The sequence below is a fragment of the Glutamicibacter sp. M10 genome (assembly GCF_025452055.1).
In the GTDB taxonomy this organism is placed as follows: domain Bacteria; phylum Actinomycetota; class Actinomycetes; order Actinomycetales; family Micrococcaceae; genus Glutamicibacter.
This window is the reverse complement of record NZ_CP104918.1, coordinates 2927436-2951117: the sequence shown is the minus strand read 5'-3', so window position 1 is coordinate 2951117 and position 23682 is coordinate 2927436. Positions and strand designations below refer to the sequence as shown.

Here is a 23682-nt window from a genome sequence, read left to right as displayed (position 1 = left end):
AATTTTTTACCGGCAGAAAGGAACAGGCCATGGCCTCGTCAACTAATGAAGGATCGCTCTGGGGCGGTCGGTTCTCCGGCGGCCCAGCGGATGCAATGGCAGCGCTGAGCAAGTCCACCCATTTCGACTGGCGCCTAGCCAGCTACGACATTGCCGGTTCCCGCGCCCACGCAAAAGTCCTGAACCGCGCCGGCCTGCTCACCGATGCTGAACTCAAAGACATGATCGCAGCTCTAGATCAGCTTGAGGCCGACGTTTTATCCAAGGCCTACGTAGCCGCTGAGTCCGACGAAGACGTCCACGGTTCCTTGGAACGCGGATTGCTCGAACGCGCAGGCACCCAATTGGGTGGAAAGCTACGCGCCGGACGATCCCGCAACGACCAGGTCGCCACCCTCGGCCGGATGTTCTTGCGCGATCACGCCCGCATCATCGCCACGGGCGTCATCGACACGCTTGATGCCATGGTTCAGCAGGTTAAAGCGCATCCTTATGCGCCGATGCCTGGCCGCACCCACCTGCAGCACGCCCAGCCGATCCTGCTCTCGCACCTTTTGCTGGCCTACTCGTGGCCACTGCTGCGCGATGTGCAGCGACTGGTCGATTGGGATAAGCGCGCGGCCGTTTCACCGTATGGCTCGGGCGCACTAGCCGGCCAAACCCTAGGTCTTGACCCGAATTTTGTGGCCGCAGAATTGGGCTTTGACTCGGCCGTACATAACTCCATCGATGGCACCGCGGCCCGCGACGTGTTTGCCGAGTTCTCGTGGATCGCTGCGATGATCGGTGTGGACCTTTCGCGCGTCTCCGAAGAGGTCATCCTCTGGGCCACCAAGGAATTTAGCTTCGTGAAGCTGCACGATTCCTTCTCCACCGGTTCATCGATCATGCCGCAGAAGAAAAACCCGGATATCGCCGAGCTGGCTCGCGGTAAGGCTGGACGTTTGATCGGCGATCTGACCGGCCTGCTGGCAACACTCAAGGCCCTGCCATTGGCCTACAACCGCGACCTGCAGGAAGACAAGGAGCCGGTCTTTGACGCGGCGGATACCTTGGAAATTCTGCTGCCGGCTGTGGCGGGAATGATGGGAACGCTGACCTTCAACACCGAGCGTATGGCCGAACTGGCACCCCAAGGCTTCGCTTTGGCTACTGATATTGCCGAATGGCTGGTTCGTCAGGGTGTGCCGTTCCGGGACGCCCACGAGCTTTCCGGCGCCGCGGTTCAGCTGGCAGAATCCCGTGGTGTGGAACTCTGGGACCTCACCGACGAAGAGTACGCCGGCATCTCCGAGCACCTGACCCCGGCGGTACGCGAGGTACTCTCCACCGAGGGTTCGCTGAACGCCCGCAACGGTCAGGGCGGCACCGCACCGAGCGCCGTGGCAGCGCAGCTGGTTGAGTTCGAGCGCCAGCTTGAAGAGATCCGCGCGTGGGTTAACCAGTAACCCGTTAGCGCTCAACGACCACGGTCGACGCATCACCACAAATGTGTGGCCGCGTCGACCGTGGTCTTTTCTGCCCTCACCGCGCGGGCCTTGCACCGAGGTGAGACGGCTTTTGTTCGACCCGCACCAACGCTAGAGTGTGTGCCATGACATATGAACTTCCTCCGGGTGAACTGATCAAGCAGGTAACCTCCGCCTTAGATGAATTGCAGGCCCAGCTGGCCGCGCTGCCGGACGAAGTTTTTGCCAAGCCAAGCTCGTTGCCCGGATGGAGCACCGCGCAGCTCGTGGCGCACCTGCATTCACTCGCGCAGGCCGCGCACCGTCAGTTTGTCCACGCCGGACAAGCGCAGCTTCCTCAAATGTACGACGGGGGAACAACTGGCCGGACCGAAGCCATCAACATGGTGGCCTTACTGCGTCCGGAAAAGCTACGCGAACTTGTGGCCGCTTCGCTGGATGAATTGCGCGCCGTGCTCCCCGAAGCACGTGAACGCTGGGATGAACCGGTCGGTTACCGTCCCGGGGCCAAGGTCGCCGACATGATGTACGCAACCTGGCGTGAGATGCTCATCCACGCGACCGATCTGGACGCGCAGCTACGCCCGGCGGCCAGCTGGCCACAGGAATTTTCCGAGCACCTGTTGCGTGCCCTCGGTGCGCGTGTTCGGCCAACCGATCGAATCGTGTTGCAACCACTGGGGAAAAAGCCTCTGGTGCTCGGCGACGGACCACATTCGTGGGTGTTGGAAGGAACCGATTTTGACCTGGCCGCATGGTTGGCCGGACGACCGGCGGGCGGTGTGGTGCGGGCTACGGCCGCAGCCGACGGCGCCGAATTCCCGACCTTGCTCCCATGGCCTAGCGATCGGCTATTGCCTCGTTAGATCCGGCACGGCACAGGACCTGAGTATGCTGCCGATCCTGATCCCCACCAACATTAAGGCCTCGCGTTTAACTATCTCGACGTGTCTCGGAGTGATGCGCCAGTTTGTCGACGGGCGACTGAGCGGGTGCAGTTTTGGTCCACTGCGCCAAAATCTGCAGTCCATCATGCGAAGCGGAGCCAGGTTCGGCGGAGAAAATTAGCATCTGGTTCCCACGGTCCACCGACAAGTCCACCCCCACATAGGTCAGATCCAGATCGCCGACCAAGGGATGATGAACGCTCTTGGTTCCGGTGCGGTGCTCGCGCACATCATGAGCGCCCCACAATTTGCCAAAAAAGTTACTACGGGTGGACAGCTCGCCAACCAGATCGCTTAATTGCCGGTCATAGGGCGAACGACCAGCTTCGGCACGCAGAAGTGCCACAATTTGGTGCGCGTTTGCTTCCCAATCCCGGTAAAACTCTTGAGCTTTCGGATCGAGAAAAATAAAGCGCGCAGCATTCACCGGTTGTGATTGGTCCTGGAACATGGGTGAAAATAACGCGCGACCAAGATCGTTGGTGGCGATCGCGTCCAGCCGACCATTTTGCACAAAAACCGGGACCGTCGACATCGCGCTAATCGTCTGGAGCACGTCGGCGCTCAGCTGAGTTTTGCGTGGCGCAGCTCGACGCTGCGAACTGGCTCCCACATTCACTGCCCGAACCAGATCGAGCAAATGGGAGTGCTCAGCCGAATTAAGTTGTAGGGCCCGGCTGATGCCGTTGATCACCGATTCGGAGACACCCTTGGCGTTACCACGCTCCAGGCGCTTGTAATACTCGGCGCTCATGCCCGCCAAAAGGGCCACTTCTTCGCGGCGCAATCCTGGAACGCGTCGGCGTCCACCGTAATCGGGGAGCCCAACTTGTTGCAGGTTCAACTTGGCGCGGCGCGAAATGAGGAACTGGCTGAGGTCATCCTGGTGGTCCATATTTTCGACGATACAGCACCACTCACGCGCTAAAGGTGCCCTGCTGGGGAACCCATAATCAGGGTCTGGCTCAGCACTTCGGCCGACGATTGAATTGATGCATCGACCCTAGAACCTCAAGGTATTGCACAACGAAAGGCACCATTATGAGCAACGTTTGGTTTATCACCGGAGCAGCCCGCGGCATGGGCATCGAACTGGCCAAGGCGGCACTGAACGCCGGACACCGCGTGGTGGGCACCGCCCGCGACGCCAAAAAAGTCACCGCTGCACTGGGCGAGCACAAAAACCTTTTGCCACTCTCACTAGACATCACCAACGCCGAAGCTGCGGTGGCCGCGGCAGAAGCAACCGTAGAACATTTTGGAAGCATCGACGTGTTGGTCAATAACGCTGGTAACTTCTACGCCGGATATTTTGAAGAAATCAGCGACCGGCAGATGCGCCTGCAAATGGAAACCAACTTTTTTGGTCCGCTGAACGTCACCCGCGCCATTCTGCCCACCATGCGCGCCCAGCGCAGCGGTCACATTTTCACTATCACCTCGGCCGCCGGGCTGATCGGACAAGAATTCTGTGCCGCCTACGCAGCCTCGAAGTTTGCGCTGGAAGGCTGGATGGAATCCCTGCACTTTGATCTTGCCCCCTACGGTATCGGGACCACCGTTGTTGAGCCAGGTTTCTTCCGCACCGAACTGCTAGTGGAAGGCGCCTCATCGATCTGGCCTGAACTGTCGATTAGCGACTATCAGGAACGAACCAGTTCAACGATCGCCGCGTGGAAGGCCATGAACGGAAAGCAGGGAGGCGATCCTGCCAAGTTGGGTCAAGCCTTGGTGACTTTGGCGGCGCTGCCAACATCTCCGCAGCGATTTGTGGCCGGCGCGGACATCGTCGCCGGCGCAGAGCAGAAGGCACAGCAGCTCCTGGCTCAGGTAGATGCCCATCGTGAACTCTCATCTGCCATGGATCTAGAGGATTAAGACTTCGATCCGCCGGTACATCACGGCGCAGCCAGTAATTTTTAGCACCCCAGAACATCTCAGAACAGGAAGTTGCACTCATGTTAACCGCACAATTGGGGGACCTAGAGGTCTCACAAATTGGCCTTGGTGCCATGACCATGGCCGGCACCTACACCAGTGAGGGCCAGCTGGATCATGCCCAGTCCATCCGCACCATTCACCGTGCCCTAGACCTTGGGGTCACGCACCTAGACACCGCCGAAATTTATGGACCATACTTGAGTGAGAAAATTGTTGGGCAAGCTCTCAAAGGGCGTCGCGACAAGGTAGTTTTGGCCACAAAATTTGGGCTGGTGTCACATGACGGCGGTCCGGTCACGATCGACAGCTCGCCGGCCAACGTGCGTCGTGCGGTAGAGGGATCGCTACAACGACTGGGAACCGACTACATCGATCTTTACTATCAGCACCGGGTAGATCCCAATACGCCGATTGAACAGACCGCTTCAGTCGTCGCCGAGCTCATCGCCGAAGGTAAAGTGCGCCACTTTGGGCTCTCGGAAGCGTCGGTGCAGACAATTCGCCGGGCGCATGCAGTGCAGCCGGTCTCGGCGCTGCAAACCGAATACTCGTTGTGGACCCGTGACGTTGAATCACAACTACTGCCGGTGCTGCGCGAACTTGGTATCGGGCTGGTTCCATATTCTCCGCTCGGCCATGGTTTGCTGACCGGTTCTATTCGCACTGTGGATGATTTTGCCGACGATGATTGGCGCAAAACCAATCCGCGATTCCTCGCGGAGAACTTCCAGAAAAACCTGGCGATCGTTGACGAAGTGCGCAAAATTGGTGCGGAAATTGGTGCGACGCCAGCCCAAACGGCACTGGCCTGGCTACTCTCGCAAGGAAATGACATCGCTCCGATCCCCGGAACCCGACGCGTGAGCCGAGTTGAAGAAAATACGGCCGCCGCAGAGGTGCGCCTGAGCGCCGGGCAGCTTGCACGCCTCAACGCGCTAGAACCGGCGGCCGGAGCCCGCCATGACGATAACAACATGTCCTCGATCGACCAGTGAGCCAGCGCGGAGCCCGCGCGCAGGGGCAAGAAAAATGCTCCGGTTGGGAGTACCACGCTCAAGGAACTAAAATCTTATGCGTGACTAATAACGAGAGCATTACAGACCTGCTGGATCGACTGTGCGCGGTAGTGCCCGATTACCCACAGCCAGGTATCTCCTTTAAGGACCTCACCCCAGTATTTGCCGATCCGATCGGACTACGACGCCTCGTTGATGAACTGATCGCGCCGTTCGCTGGCAGCTACGACATTGTGGCTGGGCTGGAAGCGCGTGGTTTTGTGCTGGCCGCGGCGGCAGCCTACGCATCGGGCAAGGGCATGTTGACCATTCGTAAGGCGGGCAAGTTACCGCGTGAGGTATTCCGCGACGACTACACCCTGGAATATGGGTCCGCCTCGCTGGAAATCCATAAGGATGAGATCGCACCGGGCACCCGAGTATTAGTGCTGGACGACGTGCTGGCCACCGGCGGCACGGTTGGTTCCTCGGCCCGATTGATCGAACGTGCCGGAGGCGTCGTCGCAGGCGTCGGCGTCATCTTGGAACTTGAGGAACTTGCAGGGCGCAAAAACCTGTCCGGTTACGACGTGCGCAGCCTGCAACTGGTCTGAGCTACCAATGCTCTGGGCTACCAATGCTCTGAGCCACCAAATTCCGGGCGTGATCTTGGCGCCGGGAAACCGCGTTGGTGCACACACTAAGTAGATGACGCCTAGGGTCCGCGAGGATTCGTTCCGAGCCACCTTAGGCGCGTATCATTATCTGTCCTGTGTTTTTGCGCAGGAGCAGATTTTAAGCGCGAGGGGAACTAGGTTGACCGAGACGATCGAACGCGACTTGTTAGCTGAATCCGACTATGTGGGCCGGCTGTATGCGCGACTTGATGAGTTGCGCGCCGAGAAGGTTGAGCAGCTTGAACGCACCCGAGCCCAGGGCGCCATCGGCACATTCCAAAATATGTCCGAACGCGACTCCTTTGCCACGTTGTACGAGGACCGGATCGCCCAATTAGACGCCGTGCAGGATCGCCTGGTCTTTGGCCGTCTTGATATGGCCGGCGACGAACAAACACCGCGCTACATCGGGCGTATCGGTCTGTCCGACGAAGAACTGAACCGGATGATGATCGACTGGCGCGCCACCGAGGCCGCCCCGTTTTATCAGGCCACCGCACTGAACCCGCGCGGGGTACGCCGCCGCCGCCACCTGATGCTCAAGGGCCGTGGTGTCGCAGGGATTGAAGACGACGTACTTGATGAAACCTGGCTGGATGAGGGACACACCCATCACGGCGAGGGTGCGCTGATGGCGGCGCTGCGTGAAAAGCGCACCGGTCGCATGGGAGACATCGTCGGTACCATTCAGGCCGAACAGGACGCGATCATTCGCGCCCAGCTGCCCGGCGCCGTGGTAGTTCAGGGCGGACCGGGTACCGGTAAAACCGCGGTCGCCCTGCACCGTGCCGCGTTTTTGCTCTACGAATACCGCGAACGACTCAAAAATGCTGGTGTGCTGATCGTCGGCCCATCAAATTCCTTCATGCGCTACATCGAGCGTGTGCTGCCCTCCCTTGGTGAGACCGGCGTGGTCATGTCCTCAGTGGGCGACCTGTACTACGGCCTGCATGCGATCCCGGAAACCAACCGCACCGTCGCGCGACTTAAAGGCCAGCTGTCCATGGCCAAGGTCATCGCCGCCGCGGTCCGTAACCGTCAGCGCCTCATTGATCAGAACCGCACCGTGGTGGTTGAAGGCACCCGCCTGACGCTGACCCCGAAGATGGTGCGCAACGCTCGGGAACGCGCGCGCCACACACATAAGCCGTACAACGAGGCGCGCGAAACTTTCACCAAGGTCCTTGTTGGGGATCTCGCGGAGCAGCTGCGTCGCAAACTGGAGGAATCGGCCGGTCAGTCCTCGACCACGGATCGTTCCTACCTGCCGCAGGAAGTGCGCGAAGCCTACGACGTGCGCATTGTGCTCAACCTATGCTGGATGCCGATGACTCCTTCGCAGCTGGTGAGCGAACTTTTTGCCAACCCGCACCTGTTAGAAGCCGCCGCACCGCATTTGAAGGAAGCCGAGCGCGACGCACTGTACCGTCGGGCCGGTTCACCTTTCACCGAGGCCGATGTGCCGCTGCTTGATGAAGCCGCGCAGCTGCTCGGCGAATTTGCGGACCCCAATATCGCTGCCCACACCGCCCAATACGAGGCGGATATTGAGAACGCGAAGGCCGCGTTGACCAATATGCATACGATGTTGGAGAACGCCGGGATCGACGGGGTGATCACCGCCGAACAGGTCGCCGGGGTCAACCAAGAAACCGCATCGAAGCTTTCGGCTGCCGAACGTGCAGTGGCCGATCGCACCTGGGCCTACGGACATATTGTTGTTGATGAGGCGCAGGAACTTTCGCCCATGCAGTGGCGTTTGTTGGTGCGTCGATGCCCGATGAAGTCCTTCACCATTGTGGGCGACATTGCGCAAACTTCAGCTGCTTCCGGTGCGAGCAGTTGGGCCCAAGCGCTGAAGCCGTTCTTCGCAGATCGCTTTAATCTTGAAGAGTTGAGCGTGAACTACCGTACGCCGGCGCAGATCGCGGACGCGGCAGTTCGAGTGGCCCAAGCAGCTGGCCTACGCATCACCACCCCGCAAGCCGTGCGTGAGGGGACTGGCCACCGGTGCTCACACAAAGCACCGAGGAAAATCTGGAATCCACCGTCCTTGAGGCCTTGGCGCAGGAGTTGACGTATTCGGCTGGCGGCTTGCAGGCCGTGATCGTTCCACAACAGCATTTGGCCCGCATGCGCCAGGCGGTCAGCAATAAATATGGCGATCGTGTGGGAACCGGTTCGGGTGGTTTGAGCCAAGACATTGTGGTGATCACCGCGCGCGAGTCCAAGGGCCTTGAGTTTGATGGTGTGTTGATTCTCGAGCCGGCCCAGCTGGTCGCGGAAGTTGATGGTGGCGTGGGCGATCTCTATGTAGCCATGACCCGTACCACCCAACGCTTGCACGTGGTCCACAGCCAAGAGCTACCGCAGGGATTGCGCGCCTAGGAGCGAGTTGTTGAGTATCGAATTGTTGATTATCGACGGGCAAGGCAACTGGCACTTATGTGTTGCCAAGCGATAATCTGGAAGTTGTGCGCCGGTGGGCAACCCCAACCGCGGCGCGAGAGCAAGTGCGCGTGAATTATTCACGCGTACTAGGGGCAGAACGAAGAGCGAAAATTGGTCACAGAGAGCATGTCTGAAACTAAGCAGAATCCGGTGATTGCCGGACAGAAGAATGATGCATCTTTCCAGAACGTCTGGCAGGAACTGAAGTGGCGCGGCCTAGTGCACGTATCCACCGACGAAACCGAGCTGGAGCGTGCCCTGTCCGAACAGACCGTGACCTACTATTGCGGGTTTGACCCCACCGCTCCGTCCCTGCACTTGGGCAACCTGGTTCAGCTACTGAACATGCGCCGTTTGCAGCTCGCTGGGCACAAGCCGCTGGCTTTGGTGGGTGGTTCCACCGGTTTGATCGGCGATCCGCGTCAAACCGCAGAGCGCACCCTCAACACCAAAGAGACCGTGAACGAATGGGTCGCCAAGCTCCAAGCCCAGGTATCGCGTTTCCTTTCCAACGAGGGGGATAACGCGGTCCAGCTGGTGAACAACTTGGATTGGACCTCCGGACTCTCGGCCCTGGACTTCCTACGCGATGTTGGCAAGTACTTCCGTGTGGGCACGATGATCAAAAAGGAGATCGTGGCCGCACGCCTGAACTCCGATGAGGGCATCAGCTACACCGAATTCTCCTACCAGGTCCTGCAGGGCTACGACTACCTGGAGCTAAACCGTCAGTACGGTTGCACCTTGCAGACCGGCGGCTCAGATCAGTGGGGCAACCTCACCAGCGGCACCGAGCTCATCCGCAAGGTCACTGGCAACTCCGCGTTCGCCTACGGCACTCCGCTGATCACCAACTCGGATGGCACCAAGTTCGGTAAGTCCGAGGGCAATGCCATCTGGCTGGATGCGCAAATGTGCAGCCCGTACACCTTCTACCAGTTCTGGTTGAATACTGCAGACGCCGATGTGGCTAATCGCCTCAAGGTCTTCACCTTCTTAACTCGCGAGCAGATCGAAGCCCTAGAGGTTGAAATCGCCGAGCGTCCGTTCAAGCGGGTTGCCCAGCGCACCCTTGCTTGGGAAGTCACTTCCTTGGTGCACGGCGAACAGGCTACCGAGCAAGTTATTGCTGCTTCGGCTGCGGTCTTTGGCAATGGCGATCTGAGCGCGATCGATTTGCCAACGCTTGAATCCGTCATCGCAGAACTCCCAACTGCCCAGGTGCGTGCCGAGGATCTTGGCATCCTCAACGTGCTGGTTGCTTCGGGACTGAGTAAGTCTCAGTCGGAGGCTCGACGCACTGTCAGCGAAGGCGGCGCCTACGTGAATAACGAAAAGGTTGAAGGTATCGACTCCGTACTTAGCGAGTCGGACTTCCTCCACGGTCGTTACGCAATTGTGCGCCGCGGTAAGAAGAACATGGCTGTTGTTGAACTGAGCAAGTAACCCTCAGCCGGACCCGTAATACACGAAACCACCAGAAAATGTTGTGAAGCAGCACACTTTTTTGGTGGTTTTGTTGTACATGGATACTAAAAGCACTAGTCGGAGTAGGAATAGGCCACTAAATACGACACGGAAGCCGATTTTGCGCCGGGTGGGAATCCGTGTAGAGTCTTATCTCGCGCCGCTGATCCGGACGGGCCGAAAAGGCCTGAATGAAACAGTGGGGCAAACAAGCTGGAAACATCGAGTTGACTTTGGTTGACGCGGTGGTAAGCTTGAAAAGTTGCTCCGGAGCGAAGCGGTCACTGAGAAATGGTGGTTGTGGTGTCGAGAGTGTTTGTTGTTTGAGAACTCAATAGTGTGCCAAGTTTGTTGATACCGAATATTTATTTTATTTGGTGAATACATAACATTTGCTTGAGGCATTGCACCCCCGTGTGATGTTCTTGAGTGTTTTTTATTCGCCAGGACTTCATTGGTTTCGCCCTTATTTTCCGAGGGGTTGCTGATGGCTTTTTATTTTTTATGGAGAGTTTGATCCTGGCTCAGGATGAACGCTGGCGGCGTGCTTAACACATGCAAGTCGAACGATGACCCCGTGCTTGCACGGGTGATTAGTGGCGAACGGGTGAGTAACACGTGAGTAACCTGCCCCCGACTTTGGGATAAGCCCGGGAAACTGGGTCTAATACCGGATATGACTTCTTACCGCATGGTGGGTTGTTGAAAGATTTATCGGTGGGGGATGGACTCGCGGCCTATCAGCTTGTTGGTGAGGTAATGGCTCACCAAGGCGACGACGGGTAGCCGGCCTGAGAGGGTGACCGGCCACACTGGGACTGAGACACGGCCCAGACTCCTACGGGAGGCAGCAGTGGGGAATATTGCACAATGGGCGAAAGCCTGATGCAGCGACGCCGCGTGAGGGATGACGGCCTTCGGGTTGTAAACCTCTTTCAGTAGGGAAGAAGCGAAAGTGACGGTACCTGCAGAAGAAGCGCCGGCTAACTACGTGCCAGCAGCCGCGGTAATACGTAGGGCGCAAGCGTTATCCGGATTTATTGGGCGTAAAGAGCTCGTAGGCGGTTTGTCGCGTCTGCCGTGAAAGTCCGAGGCTCAACCTCGGATCTGCGGTGGGTACGGGCAGACTAGAGTGATGTAGGGGAGACTGGAATTCCTGGTGTAGCGGTGAAATGCGCAGATATCAGGAGGAACACCGATGGCGAAGGCAGGTCTCTGGGCATTTACTGACGCTGAGGAGCGAAAGCATGGGGAGCGAACAGGATTAGATACCCTGGTAGTCCATGCCGTAAACGTTGGGCACTAGGTGTGGGGGACATTCCACGTTTTCCGCGCCGTAGCTAACGCATTAAGTGCCCCGCCTGGGGAGTACGGCCGCAAGGCTAAAACTCAAAGGAATTGACGGGGGCCCGCACAAGCGGCGGAGCATGCGGATTAATTCGATGCAACGCGAAGAACCTTACCAAGGCTTGACATGTGCCAGACCGCCTCAGAGATGGGGTTTCCCTTCGGGGCTGGTTCACAGGTGGTGCATGGTTGTCGTCAGCTCGTGTCGTGAGATGTTGGGTTAAGTCCCGCAACGAGCGCAACCCTCGTTCCATGTTGCCAGCACGTAGTGGTGGGGACTCATGGGAGACTGCCGGGGTCAACTCGGAGGAAGGTGGGGATGACGTCAAATCATCATGCCCCTTATGTCTTGGGCTTCACGCATGCTACAATGGCCGGTACAATGGGTTGCGATACTGTGAGGTGGAGCTAATCCCTAAAAGCCGGTCTCAGTTCGGATTGGGGTCTGCAACTCGACCCCATGAAGTCGGAGTCGCTAGTAATCGCAGATCAGCAACGCTGCGGTGAATACGTTCCCGGGCCTTGTACACACCGCCCGTCAAGTCACGAAAGTTGGTAACACCCGAAGCCGATGGCCTAACCACCTTGTGTGGGGGAGTCGTCGAAGGTGGGACTGGCGATTGGGACTAAGTCGTAACAAGGTAGCCGTACCGGAAGGTGCGGCTGGATCACCTCCTTTCTAAGGAGCTAACCATTATTATGGTTGCCCATGTCTGTGCACGAGTGTTGTACGGGTGGGTTGCTCATGGGTGGAATATCAATGAACTCAATACTGGAAAACGTGTGCACGCTGGTCCTCATTATGAGTGGTTGGGGTGTGTGTCGGGGTATTGGCTGTGGCTGTATGGTGTTGGTGCTTGCGAGTACGCATTGTTACTTCACATGAATGAATCCGTCCTTTTGGGTGGGTTTGTTGGTGTGTGGTGGTGGTGTTGGAATGTGGGTGTTGATGGTGTGTGGTTTGTATGGTTTGGCATGCTGTTGGGTTTTGAGGCAACAAGCCTCCGTCCCTGGTGGATGATTTGATCAAGTGTTGCGGTGCTGGCCTTTTGGGGTTGGTGTTGTGATGGTTGGTTGATTGTCTTCTTGGGTGGCGGGGTTCTTGGTGTTTCGGTGTTTGTCCTGTGTTTGCTGCAGGCATGCTCGGTACGAACAATGGTCCTTTTGGGTTGTTGTTGGTGGGTGTGTTTGTGGGGGTGTGGGGTTGTTGTTTGGGAACTGTATAGTGAACGCGAGCATCTTGCAGATGAGATGAGTCTTATGACCCTTTTTCCTTGGGTTGTGGGGTGTTTGAGTCTTGTCTGTGTGATTTTGTTAGATTGTTTTATTGCTCAATTCTGAGAACTTTGTTTTGTGTTGAAGTTTTTAAGGGCGCACGGTGGATGCCTTGGCATCAAGAGCCGATGAAGGACGTGGGAATCTGCGATAAGCCTGGTGGAGTCGATAACCGGACGTTGAGACCAGGATTTCCGAATGGGGGAACCCCGCACCATGTTATGTGGTGTGACCTGCAGCTGAATGTATAGGCTGTGTGGAGGGAACGCGGGGAAGTGAAACATCTCAGTACCCGCAGGAAGAGAAAACAATAGTGATTCCGTTAGTAGTGGCGAGCGAACGCGGATGGGGCTAAACCGGTTGGTGTGTGATAGCGGATAGGCGTTGCATCATCGGGGTTGTGGGGTTGACATGTACCAGCGCTATCTTGCTGGTGGGATGAGGTGCAGGCGTATAGGTGAATCGGTTGGAATGCCGGACCATAGAGGGTGATAGTCCCGTAGGTGTAATGCGTGTCTGCCGTTCTAGTGTTGATACCCGAGTAGCACGGGGCCCGTGAAACCTTGTGTGAATCTGCCAGGACCACCTGGTAAGCCTGAATACTACTTGATGACCGATAGTGAATCAGTACCGTGAGGGAATGGTGAAAAGTACCCCGGGAGGGAGTGAAATAGTACCTGAAACCGTGCGCTTACAATCCGTTAGAGCCTGGGACTTGTTCCTGGGTGATGGCGTGCCTTTTGAAGAATGAGCCTGCGAGTTAGTGTTACGTCGCGAGGTTAACCCGTGTGGGGAAGCCGTAGCGAAAGCGAGTCTGAATAGGGCGTTTGAGTGGCGTGATCTAGACCCGAAGCGAAGTGATCTACCCATGGCCAGGTTGAAGCGCGTGTAAGAGCGTGTGGAGGACCGAACCCACTTCAGTTGAAAATGGAGGGGATGAGCTGTGGGTAGGGGTGAAAGGCCAATCAAACTTCGTGATAGCTGGTTCTCCCCGAAATGCATTTAGGTGCAGCGTTACGTGTTTCTTACCGGAGGTAGAGCTACTGGATAGCTAATGGGCCCTACAAGGTTACTGACGTTAGCCAAACTCCGAATGCCGGTAAGTGAGAGCGTAGCAGTGAGACTGTGGGGGATAAGCTTCATAGTCGAGAGGGAAACAGCCCAGAACGCCAACTAAGGCCCCTAAGCGTGTGCTAAGTGGGAAAGGATGTGGAGTTGCTTTGACAACCAGGAGGTTGGCTTAGAAGCAGCCACCCTTGAAAGAGTGCGTAATAGCTCACTGGTCAAGTGATTCCGCGCCGATAATGTAGCGGGGCTCAAGCACACCGCCGAAGTTGCGTCATTCAAATATTTGCTTGGTCTTCGGATTGGGCGTTTGGATGGGTAGGGGAGCGTCGTATAGCGGGTGAAGTCGCGGTGTAAACCAGCGGTGGACGCTATACGAGTGAGAATGCAGGCATGAGTAGCGAATGACGGGTGAGAAACCCGTCCGCCGAATGATCAAGGGTTCCAGGGTTAAGCTAATCTGCCCTGGGTTAGTCGGGGCCTAAGGCGAGGCCGACAGGCGTAGTCGATGGATAACGGGTTGATATTCCCGTACCGGCGAAGGACCGCCCATACTGAGCTGTTGATGCTAACCATGATGGATTCCAATTGTTGATGCCTTCGGGTGTTTTTGTTGGTTGATGTGGTGGGAACCGATGCAGTGAGGTCAGCGTATTAACAGGTGTGACGCAGGAAGGTAGCCGAGCCAGGCAATGGAATTGACCTGGTCCAAGGGTGTAGGACGAGTCGTAGGTAAATCCGCGGTTCATGATGTCTGAGACCTGATAGGCGCCCACTTTGGTGGGTGATTCGGTGATCCTATGCTGCCTAGAAAAGCATCGGCGCGAGGTCCCAGCCGCCCGTACCCCAAACCGACACAGGTGATCAGGTAGAGAATACTAAGGCGATCGAGAGAATCATGGTTAAGGAACTCGGCAAAATGCCCCCGTAACTTCGGAAGAAGGGGGCCTGCCCCGTGATCAGCTCTTGCAGTTGTGAGCGGGTGTGGGCCGCAGAGACCAGGGGAAGCGACTGTTTACTAAAAACACAGGTCCGTGCGAAGTCGCAAGACGATGTATACGGACTGACTCCTGCCCGGTGCTGGAAGGTTAAGAGGACCGGTTAGCAACTTGTTGCGAAGCTGAGAATTTAAGCCCCAGTAAACGGCGGTGGTAACTATAACCATCCTAAGGTAGCGAAATTCCTTGTCGGGTAAGTTCCGACCTGCACGAATGGAGTAACGACTTCCCCGCTGTCTCAACCATGAACTCGGCGAAATTGCAGTACGAGTAAAGATGCTCGTTACGCGCAGCAGGACGGAAAGACCCCGAGACCTTTACTATAGTTTGGTATTGGTGTTCGGTGCAGCTTGTGTAGGATAGGTGGGAGACTGTGAAGCTTGGACGCTAGTTCAGGTGGAGTCATCGTTGAAATACCACTCTGGCTGTACCGGTCACCTAACTTCGGACCATGATCTGGTTCAGGGACAGTGCCTGATGGGTAGTTTAACTGGGGCGGTTGCCTCCTAAAATGTAACGGAGGCGCCCAAAGGTTCCCTCAGCCTGGTTGGCAATCAGGTGTCGAGTGTAAGTGCACAAGGGAGCTTGACTGTGAGAGTGACAGCTCGAGCAGGGACGAAAGTCGGGACTAGTGATCCGGCGGCACCTCGTGGAAGGGCCGTCGCTCAACGGATAAAAGGTACCTCGGGGATAACAGGCTGATCTTGCCCAAGAGTCCATATCGACGGCATGGTTTGGCACCTCGATGTCGGCTCGTCGCATCCTGGGGCTGGAGTAGGTCCCAAGGGTTGGGCTGTTCGCCCATTAAAGCGGTACGCGAGCTGGGTTTAGAACGTCGTGAGACAGTTCGGTCCCTATCCGCTGCGCGCGTTGGAAATTTGAGAAGGGCTGTCCTTAGTACGAGAGGACCGGGACGGACTAACCTCTGGTGTGTCAGTTGTACTGCCAAGTGCATCGCTGATTAGCTACGTTGGGAAGGGATAACCGCTGAAAGCATCTAAGCGGGAAGCCTGCTTCGAGATGAGATTTCCATGCACCTTGAGTGTGTGAGGCCCCCAGCTAGACCACTGGGTTGATAGGCAGGATGTGGAAGCAAGGACTAAAGACTTGTGTAGCTGACCTGTACTAATAGGCCGATGACTTTCAACACACAATATATACAATAATGACTAATAAGATCATTGCTGTTCGCGTTCACTATGCGGTTACGAGACAACAACTCGACAACCGAAACTAAACATGAGACTTGACAAGTAGTTTTTGTCGCATCGTTTCATACAACACCAGAAAATTGGTTTGTGTGCTTCGTGATTGTTACGGCGGTCATAGCGTGGGGGAAACGCCCGGTCCCATACCGAACCCGGAAGCTAAGGCCCACTGCGCCGATGGTACTGCACTCGTGAGGGTGTGGGAGAGTAGGTCACCGCCGGACTTAACTTAATAAAGATGAATGTTGGTTTGAGGCCCTAACCTTTTGGTTGGGGCCTCACCTGTTTAACCACCAACGGTGGGTTGGTTGCTGATTGTCGGCCGCTGATTGCTGGTTGGTAGGGGTTGAGCTGAAGCTCGACCCCTTTTTCCTGTTTAAAGAACTGGTGGCAGGTGCCGGCTTATGGGCCTACAACCGTGGGACATCGGTGTTTGCTGGATTTCACGAAGTGCCTGGAACGATCTCCTGTACTTTCCTGTAGCGTTCAAGCTGCGTTCTCCGGAGGTGATTATCCGACTTTTGATGTTGAACCGGCCGGAACGAAGAACTTTCGTACTCGGTATGTTGCTTTCCACTGAGTGTCTTACCACAATGGCACTCTTTCTCTATTGTGTGAGTCCATACTCCCGTAGACTGGAATTTAGTTGTTCGTGCCTATAGAGCACGCTGATTAATTAATAGTGAAGTGCATCGTGTGAGCGATCACGAAGGTTGCGGTATCGAGATTGCCGCTGAAGGGGACATTAAATGTCTAACGAATTCCGCCGTAATTCCGACACCGGACGAGGCGACTTCCGGAACTCAGATTCAAACCGCAACAATTCAGGTAACGACGGATTCAAACGTCGTGATGATCGTGGTGGTTTCAAGCGCAACGATGATAACCGTGGCGAACGCCGCGATGATAACCGCGGTGGCTTCAAGGGCAACGACGATCGCGGTGGCTTCCGTGGCGAACGCCGCGATGATAACCGCGGTGGCTTCAAGGGCAACCACGATCGCGGTGGCTTCCGTGGCGAACGCCGCGATGATAACCGCGGTGGCTTCCGTGGCGAACGCCGCGATGATAACCGCGGTGGTTTCAAGCGTGATGACAACCGTGGTGGCTTCAAGGGCAACGACGATCGCGGTGGCTTCCGTGGCGAACGCCGCGATGATAACCGCGGTGGTTTCAAGCGTGATGACAACCGTGGTGGCTTCAAGGGCAATGACGATCGCGGCGGATTCAAGCGCAACGAAGACCGTGGTGGATTCCGTGGCGAGCGTCGCGACGACAACCGCGGTGGCTTCAAGGGCAATGACGATCGCGGTGGTTTCAAGCGCGATGATAACCGTGGTGGATTCCGTGGCGAGCGTCGCGATGACAACCGCGGTGGCTTCAAGCGTAATGATGACCGTGGCGGTTTCAAGCGTGATGATAACCGCGGTGGTTTCAAGGGCAACGATGACCGTGGTGGATTCCGTGGCGAACGCCGCGACGACAACCGCGGTGGCTTCAATCGCGACGACAACCGTGGCGGTTTCAAGGGTAATGACGATCGCGGTGGCTTCAAGCGCGACGAGAACCGTGGCGGATTCCGTGGCGAGCGTCGCGACGACAACCGCGGTGGCTTCAAGCGCGACGAGAACCGTGGCGGATTCCGTGGCGAGCGTCGCGACGACAACCGCGGTGGATTCAAGCGCGACGAGAACCGTGGTGGATTCCGTGGCGAACGCCGTGATGATGATCGTGGCTTCAAGCGCAACGATGACCGTGGCAACTTCCGCAAGGATGATCGTTCGAATGGGGATCGCCCAGCGCGCACTCCACGTTTCGAAGATCCACGCGGCGAGGCAGTTCGCGCTCACAACCCAGGCGATCTTCGTATCTCCAACCGTGCAGACCGCTCCCAGTCACCAGATATCGATGAGGACGTTACCGGTAAAGAGCTGGACCGCGTCGCTCGCGCCCAGCTGCGTTACCTCGAAGAGCGTTCTGCAAGCTGGGTAGCTAAGCACCTAGTTATGGCTGGCCGTTTGCTCGAAGAAGATCCAGAATTGGCTTACGAGCACACCTTGGCAGCTTCCCGTCGTGGTGGCCGCGTGGCAGTAGTGCGTGAAGCAGTGGGAATTGCTGCTTACCACGCCGGCAAATACGCCGATGCTCTGCGCGAACTGCGCACCCACCGTCGTATCTCCGGTTCGGATTACAACCTGCCGCTGATCGCCGACTCGCTGCGCGCCCTGGGTCGTCCAGAGAAGGCTATTGAGTTGGCTCACTCTGAAGAATCTGCGAACCTCGAAGCCGCTGTAAAGGTTGAGATGCAGATTGTTTCGGCTGGCGCTCACGGTGACTTGGGCAAGCTAGATGAAGCATTGGCTGAGCTGGAATCCTTGGAACAGCTGAACTTCAACCGCGCGTTCTCCTTCAGCCCACGTCTGTTCACCGCATACGCCGATCTGCTTTCGGCTGCCGGTCGTACCGAAGACGCACAGCGTTGGAACGAGCAGGTCGTTGTGGCCGAGAACGCTCTGGGCATTGAGCACGAAACCGAATCGTTCATCATGGACCTTGCTCCAGAAATGGATGAGGAAGAGGACGAAACTCCTCGTGCCAAGGACCTGATCGAATCCGGTGACGAAGACCAGGATGCTGACGAAGCTGAAGAAGCAGACGCTGACGAAGCCGAAGAAGCTGACGAAGTTGAAGCTGCTGAAACCGGCATCGACGAAGAAGACGGCTTGACCGAGGTTAGCGAGTCCGACACGGAAATCGAAACCACTGAGGTTGAAGACGACTCCGCCAAGTAAGCTGTGGCAGTAGTAGTCATAAACAACAAGTAGTAGGAACCCCCACCGAATGCTGATCTCTGGATTTGATTCTGTCCTCTCCGACCTTGACGGTGTCGTCTACGCTGGCCCTGATGCCATCGACGATGCGGTCCAGTCGCTGAACACCCTCGCGGAAGTGAACGTCACTTTGGCGTTCATTACCAACAATGCGGGGCGTTCACCGATGTCTGTCGCAGCGCACCTGCGGCAGCTAGGAGTTAAGACGAGCGCCGAGCAGATATTCGGTTCCGCTGATGCCGGAGCCGAAATGCTCGCCCGCGAATTAAATCCAGGATCCAAGGTTTTGGTGGTGGGTTCCCCCTACCTGCGTGAATGCATTGCCGTTCGCGGACTGGAAGTGGTCGAATCGCACGCTGATCAACCCGTTGCGGTGATTCAGGGATTCGATCCGGATTTGTCGTGGAAAAATTTGGCTGAGGCCTCCTACGCCATTAACAACGGTGCGATGTGGGTAGCCACCAACACCGACCTGACCATTCCCCGCGCTGAAGGTATCGCGCCGGGCAACGGTTCGCTGGTCAACGCGGTTAAGCTAGCCACAGGTAGCGAGCCGAAGGTGGCTGGTAAGCCTGAATCGTACCTCTTTGCTAGGGCTGCGGACCGTTTGGATTCAAAGCGCCCGTTGGTTGTCGGTGACCGATTGGATACCGATATTCTCGGTGGTTTCCGTGCTGGATTCTCCACCGTGTTGGTCCTGACCGGCGTTGATTCCCCGCGCACCGCGCTTGGTGCCCCCATGGATCAGCGTCCAAACTACCTTATTAATACGCTGGCCGATCTGTACCGCCCGTACCCAACCATCAAGGTTCTTGGCTACGGAGTACAGGTAGGCGACGCGGTGGCCAAGATTGATGCTGGGGCCATCGAAGTTGCCGGCAGCGAATCAGATCTGAACGCATGGCGCGCAGCCTGCCACGCTTGGTGGTTGGCCCACCCACGCCAAGCTGGTCACGAAGAACCAGAAATTCGCTTCACCGAGCGTGGGCTCGATACCCTGCGCCGGGTTCGGAGCTAAAGGTGCTGCCACACAATTCGCAGCCGGCCCCCGGCCCGCATGGCGTTAACGATTCACAGGTCGAGCAGGTACTTTCCTCCTTGGCAGATCATGACATTACCGAGCACGCTGGGATCTACGAGCACCTGCTCAATGGTTTACAGCAGGAGCTCAATCGAACGGAGCAGGGCCGATGAATCGGGTAGACCAAGAACTTCTCACCCGCGGACTAGCACGTTCGCGCACCGAAGCTGGCAAACTATTGGCAGAAGGCCGTGTACTACTGGCCGGTGAGCCGGTGACCAAGGCTTCCAAAAGGTGTCGGACACCGACGAACTAACGTTGGTACCTACCGACGGTGAAGAGTACGTCTCGCGCGCAGGGTATAAACTCGCCGGCGCACTAGATGTATTTACGACTATTAATCCCGAGGGGTTGCGCTGCCTAGATGCTGGCGCCTCAACCGGTGGATTCACCGACGTACTGTTGCGCCGCGGGGCAAAGCATGTGGTCGCAGCGGATGTTGGCCATGATCAGTTGGTCACCGAGATCCGCGAAGACCCACGCGTCTCGGTGCACGAAGGTCTGAATGCAAGGTACCTGACTCCCGAAGATATCGGGGGAGTTGTCGACCTCGTAGTAGCCGACTTGTCCTTTATATCCTTGCGACTGGTCGTTGATGCCTTGGCCGGGGCGACCCAGCCTGGCGGCTCGTTGGTCCTTATGGTTAAACCGCAATTCGAAGTAGGTCGTGAGCTGCAAAACCGCACGGGTGTGATCAGCGATCCGCAGCTACGCCAGTCAGCGGTTGAAGCGGTGATCGCCAGCGCGAAGACAGCAGGGCTGAACTTGCGCGGTTTGGCACGCAGTCCGCTTCCTGGTCGAGACGGCAACATTGAGTTCTTCCTTTGGCTTGTAGCCGAAGAAGACGTACAGGCACCCGATGTTCCGCCGATCTGGCACAACGTTGACTATTCTTAGAAGTGAAGTGCATTAGCCGGGGTCGAACGCCACGGTCATTTTGCGTCTCACGATCCTGAGAGGGGCCGCCCGCCTTGCGTCGAATCCTAGTCTTCACTCATACCGGACGCCAAGAAGCGGTTGCCGCAGCCATTGAAACTTGCTCGCTACTTGCCTCCGCCGGCGCGATGAGCGTTATGCGCCGCAAAGACTACGGAGCGATGATCGACGCAGTCGGGTCCATCATCGAACCCATCGAGATCCTTGGTGAAGATTGCCAGATCGAAGATGTTGATCTTGGGGTGGTTTTGGGCGGAGACGGATCGGTACTGCGTGCAGCCGAGTTGGTTCGCCAAGCACCACTGCCGTTGGTGGGCGTAAACCTCGGGCACGTGGGTTTCCTTGCGGAGGCCGAGCGCACCGAACTGGCCGCGACGGTTGATGCCCTAGTCAATCAGGCCTACACGGTCGAAGAACGCATGACCATCGACGTGAAAGTCTGGCTCGACAACGTCTGCCTGGCACAAACCTGGGCGCTGAACGAAGCGGCAGTGGAGAAAGCCAATCGGGAACGCATGGTCGAAGTCGTGATCGAGGTTGACGGCCGACCCATTTCAACCTTTGGCTGCGACGGCGTCGTCATGGCAACCCCTACTGGCTCCACCGCCTATTCATTCTCCGCCGGCGGCCCAGTGGTCTGGCCAGATGTAGCAGCGCTGATCATGGTGCCAATTTCTGCCCACGCGCTGTTTGCCAAGCCACTGGTGGTTTCCCCAGATTCGGTGATGGCAGTGGAAATGCTGACCCGCACAGACGCCGGTGCGGTGCTCTGGTGCGACGGACGACGCACGATCGAACTTCCGCCCGGAGCTCGAGTAGAAGTAACCCGTAGCGATTGCCCGGTCTACCTGGCTCGACTGAACACCACTCCCTTCTCCGAGCGACTAGTTAACAAGTTTGAGCTGCCGATCGCCGGTTGGCGAGGTCCAGCTGATGAGCAATCGCGCCGACCTGCGACCTCGTCGCTGCCGGTGATTGGCTCTGGGGTGCAGAGTATTGAACCGCACTATCGTGATGAGCCCGGAATTCCGATGGTGGCTCGGCCTGAAACGAACGGCGACTAACCGCGCAAAGGCAAAAAACTTTTCCACACTCTCGAACATAGTTGCGAAAATCGTGATTAGAACACATATACTAAGTTCGCACGGTACGACTTGAACGCGACCTTCGGGAGTAGGCAATGATTCAGGAAATCCAGATCTCCAACCTTGGTGTGATTACCGAGGCGACCCTGCCACTGGGGCCGGGGCTGACTGTTGTCACCGGTGAAACCGGTGCCGGCAAGACCATGGTGATTACTGCCCTGTCCTTACTGCTAGGGCGTCGTGCAGATGCCGGAGCTGTGCGCAACGGTGCAAAGCACGCTCTGGCCGAAGCTGTCGTTCACCTTCCGCCGGATCATCACGTTCTTGACGCCGCCGGCCAAGCAGGTGCATTCATCGAGCCCGCCGGTGAGCAAAGTGAGCTGTTGATTTCGCGCTCGCTTTCCGCGCAGGGACGCTCGCGTGCCACCATTGGCGGACGTAGCGCGCCGGTTGGGCTACTCGCGGAGTTGGGGCATGACCTCGTAGCGGTGCACGGCCAATCTGACCAGATTCGCCTCAAAGAGCCGGTTGCACAACGCGATGCACTGGATCGTTTTGCCGGCCAATCCCTAGCTCGGACCTTGAGCAACTATCAACGTTCCTACCGCCAATGGCGCGCGGTCACCAAAGAACTAGCAAATCTGAAGACGGAATCGCGCAATCGAGTGCGCGAAGCGGAAAACCTCAGACTGGCCTTGGTGGAGATTGACGAGTTGGACCCGCAGCCGGGCGAAGATGAAACCTTGCGCGAGCAGTCGATGAAATTGGGCAACGTTGAGTCCTTGCGTTCGGCCAGCCAGCAAGCGCAGACCGTTATTGACTCCGAGGACTTTGAAAACCCTGGGGTGACCACGCTGGCTGAGACGGCTAGGGGAGTGCTCGCCCAGGCCAGCGACGATGATCCAGTGTTAGCTTCCTTTGTTGAACGGGCGGCGGAACTTGGCATCCTCGCTTCCGAATTATCCAGTGACCTCGCTGCCTACGTAGCCGACCTGGATGAGGAAGGACCGGAGCGTCTTGCACAGATCGAGGCGCGACGTGCGGATCTGAACAAGCTCATGCGTAAATACGCGCCGAGCATCGATGAGGTCATCAGCTGGGCTGTCGAGGCTCGCACTCGACTAGAACAGCTCGGGGGCGATGACTCACGCATCGAAGAGCTGGAAAGTGAAGTGGTGGAGCTAGAGCATCGTGTCGCTTCTTTGGCCTCCGAGCTTTCCGAGTCCCGCCGAAAAGCCGCCAAGAAGCTTTCGAGCCAGGTCTCCGCGGAACTCAAAGCGTTGGCCATGCCTGATGCAAAGCTCGTCATCGAAGTTACTGAATTGGATGAGCCGGGGGCGTTCGGACAGGACGGAATCTCGATGCTCCTGGCCCCACACGCTGGTGCGTCTGCTCGACCATTGGGCAAGGGTGCCAGTGGCGGTGAGCTCTCACGCGTCATGCTGGCCATTGAGGTCGTGCTTGCTGCCGTAGACCCAGTGCCCACATTCGTCTTTGATGAAGTCGACCAAGGCGTAGGCGGCAAGGCTGCTGTGGCCATTGGTGAGCGACTGGCGATGCTCGCAAGGCACGTGCAGGTTATCGTCGTGACGCACCTGCCGCAGGTTGCTGCTTATGCGGATCGGCATATTCGCGTTATCAAGAACTCCGATACCAAGGCGAAGGCCGGTTCCGGGTACACCGCCAGCGACGTTATCAGTCTTGATCAGGACGCGCGTGTTAAAGAATTGGCGCGCATGTTGGCAGGGCAAGAAGAATCAGACACGGCGCAGGCCCACGCAGAAGAATTGCTGTCGGAAGCGCAGCTTCTAGTGTCATCGCTCACCACTGCTAAGTAAATATTTGGCTAAAAGTCTTGGTGAAGCCCTGTTTTACGGCGTTGCTATGGCATCGCGTGATGGTGCACTAG

General features: G+C 57.1%; 13 protein-coding genes, 3 rRNA genes and 2 pseudogenes. 17 read left to right on the top strand and 1 reads right to left on the bottom strand.

The window, feature by feature from the left end; genetic code table 11:
- Positions 1-29: 29 nt before the first annotated feature.
- Entirely contained in the window at positions 30-1448 is a 1419-nt protein-coding gene (argH, locus tag N6V40_RS14340) for an argininosuccinate lyase (protein ID WP_262198067.1), read from the top strand.
- A gap of 146 nt (positions 1449-1594) precedes the next feature.
- Positions 1595-2335: a maleylpyruvate isomerase family mycothiol-dependent enzyme gene (locus N6V40_RS14335; RefSeq protein WP_131089884.1), complete on the top strand. Its 741-nt coding sequence runs from the start codon at positions 1595-1597 to the stop codon at positions 2333-2335.
- A gap of 67 nt (positions 2336-2402) precedes the next feature.
- Here the strand turns inward: N6V40_RS14335 and N6V40_RS14330 are convergent, their stop codons facing one another.
- The gene (locus tag N6V40_RS14330) at positions 2403-3311 is read right to left on the bottom strand and encodes a helix-turn-helix domain-containing protein (RefSeq protein WP_131089883.1); all 909 of its coding nucleotides are present in this window, start codon (positions 3309-3311) and stop codon (positions 2403-2405) included.
- A gap of 146 nt (positions 3312-3457) precedes the next feature.
- Here N6V40_RS14330 and N6V40_RS14325 point away from each other — a divergent pair, with 146 nt between their 5' ends.
- From N6V40_RS14325 to recN, 15 genes and pseudogenes are all read left to right on the top strand, one after another.
- A complete protein-coding gene (locus tag N6V40_RS14325) occupies positions 3458-4294 on the top strand; it encodes an SDR family oxidoreductase (protein ID WP_262198066.1) in 837 nt (278 codons plus the stop codon).
- Positions 4295-4374: 80 nt separating this feature from the next.
- Complete coding sequence (locus N6V40_RS14320; protein WP_262198065.1) at positions 4375-5352, top strand: aldo/keto reductase; 978 nt, start codon at positions 4375-4377, stop codon at positions 5350-5352.
- A gap of 80 nt (positions 5353-5432) precedes the next feature.
- Positions 5433-5966 (top strand): adenine phosphoribosyltransferase, encoded by a 534-nt coding sequence (locus N6V40_RS14315; RefSeq protein WP_396267936.1) that lies wholly within the window; start codon positions 5433-5435, stop codon positions 5964-5966.
- A gap of 202 nt (positions 5967-6168) precedes the next feature.
- Positions 6169-8417, top strand: a pseudogene (locus tag N6V40_RS14310) (HelD family protein).
- A gap of 189 nt (positions 8418-8606) precedes the next feature.
- On the top strand, positions 8607-9926 hold the full coding sequence (gene tyrS / locus N6V40_RS14305; protein WP_131089879.1) for a tyrosine--tRNA ligase: 1320 nt from the start codon (positions 8607-8609) through the stop codon (positions 9924-9926).
- 522 nt (positions 9927-10448) lie between these two features.
- Positions 10449-11973 (top strand): 16S ribosomal RNA (locus N6V40_RS14300).
- Between the two features lie 20 nt (positions 11974-11993).
- Complete coding sequence (locus N6V40_RS14295) at positions 11994-12320, top strand: hypothetical protein (protein ID WP_262198064.1); 327 nt, start codon at positions 11994-11996, stop codon at positions 12318-12320.
- Positions 12321-12649: 329 nt separating this feature from the next.
- Positions 12650-15782: ribosomal RNA gene (locus N6V40_RS14290) — 23S ribosomal RNA — on the top strand.
- A 165-nt stretch (positions 15783-15947) separates the two neighbouring features.
- Positions 15948-16064: ribosomal RNA gene (gene rrf, locus N6V40_RS14285) — 5S ribosomal RNA — on the top strand.
- The 16S, 23S and 5S rRNA genes sit together here, the layout of an rRNA operon.
- A gap of 525 nt (positions 16065-16589) precedes the next feature.
- Positions 16590-18632 carry a hypothetical protein gene (locus N6V40_RS14280; RefSeq protein ID WP_262198063.1) on the top strand — a complete coding sequence of 681 codons (2043 nt, stop codon included), beginning with the start codon at positions 16590-16592 and terminating at the stop codon, positions 18630-18632.
- A gap of 49 nt (positions 18633-18681) precedes the next feature.
- Positions 18682-19689: an HAD-IIA family hydrolase gene (locus tag N6V40_RS14275; RefSeq protein ID WP_131087706.1), complete on the top strand. Its 1008-nt coding sequence runs from the start codon at positions 18682-18684 to the stop codon at positions 19687-19689.
- Between the two features lie 2 nt (positions 19690-19691).
- Entirely contained in the window at positions 19692-19865 is a 174-nt protein-coding gene (locus N6V40_RS14270; protein ID WP_165477242.1) for a hypothetical protein, read from the top strand.
- Positions 19862-20649 (top strand): annotated as a pseudogene (locus N6V40_RS14265) (TlyA family RNA methyltransferase). The gene N6V40_RS14270 and the pseudogene N6V40_RS14265 overlap by 4 nt, the downstream one beginning before the upstream one ends.
- Before the next feature lie 74 nt (positions 20650-20723).
- On the top strand, positions 20724-21752 hold the full coding sequence (locus N6V40_RS14260) for an NAD kinase (protein WP_131087708.1): 1029 nt from the start codon (positions 20724-20726) through the stop codon (positions 21750-21752).
- A gap of 116 nt (positions 21753-21868) precedes the next feature.
- Positions 21869-23611, top strand: a complete 1743-nt coding sequence (gene recN, locus N6V40_RS14255; RefSeq protein WP_131087709.1) for a DNA repair protein RecN — start codon at positions 21869-21871, stop codon at positions 23609-23611.
- Positions 23612-23682: the final 71 nt, after the last annotated feature.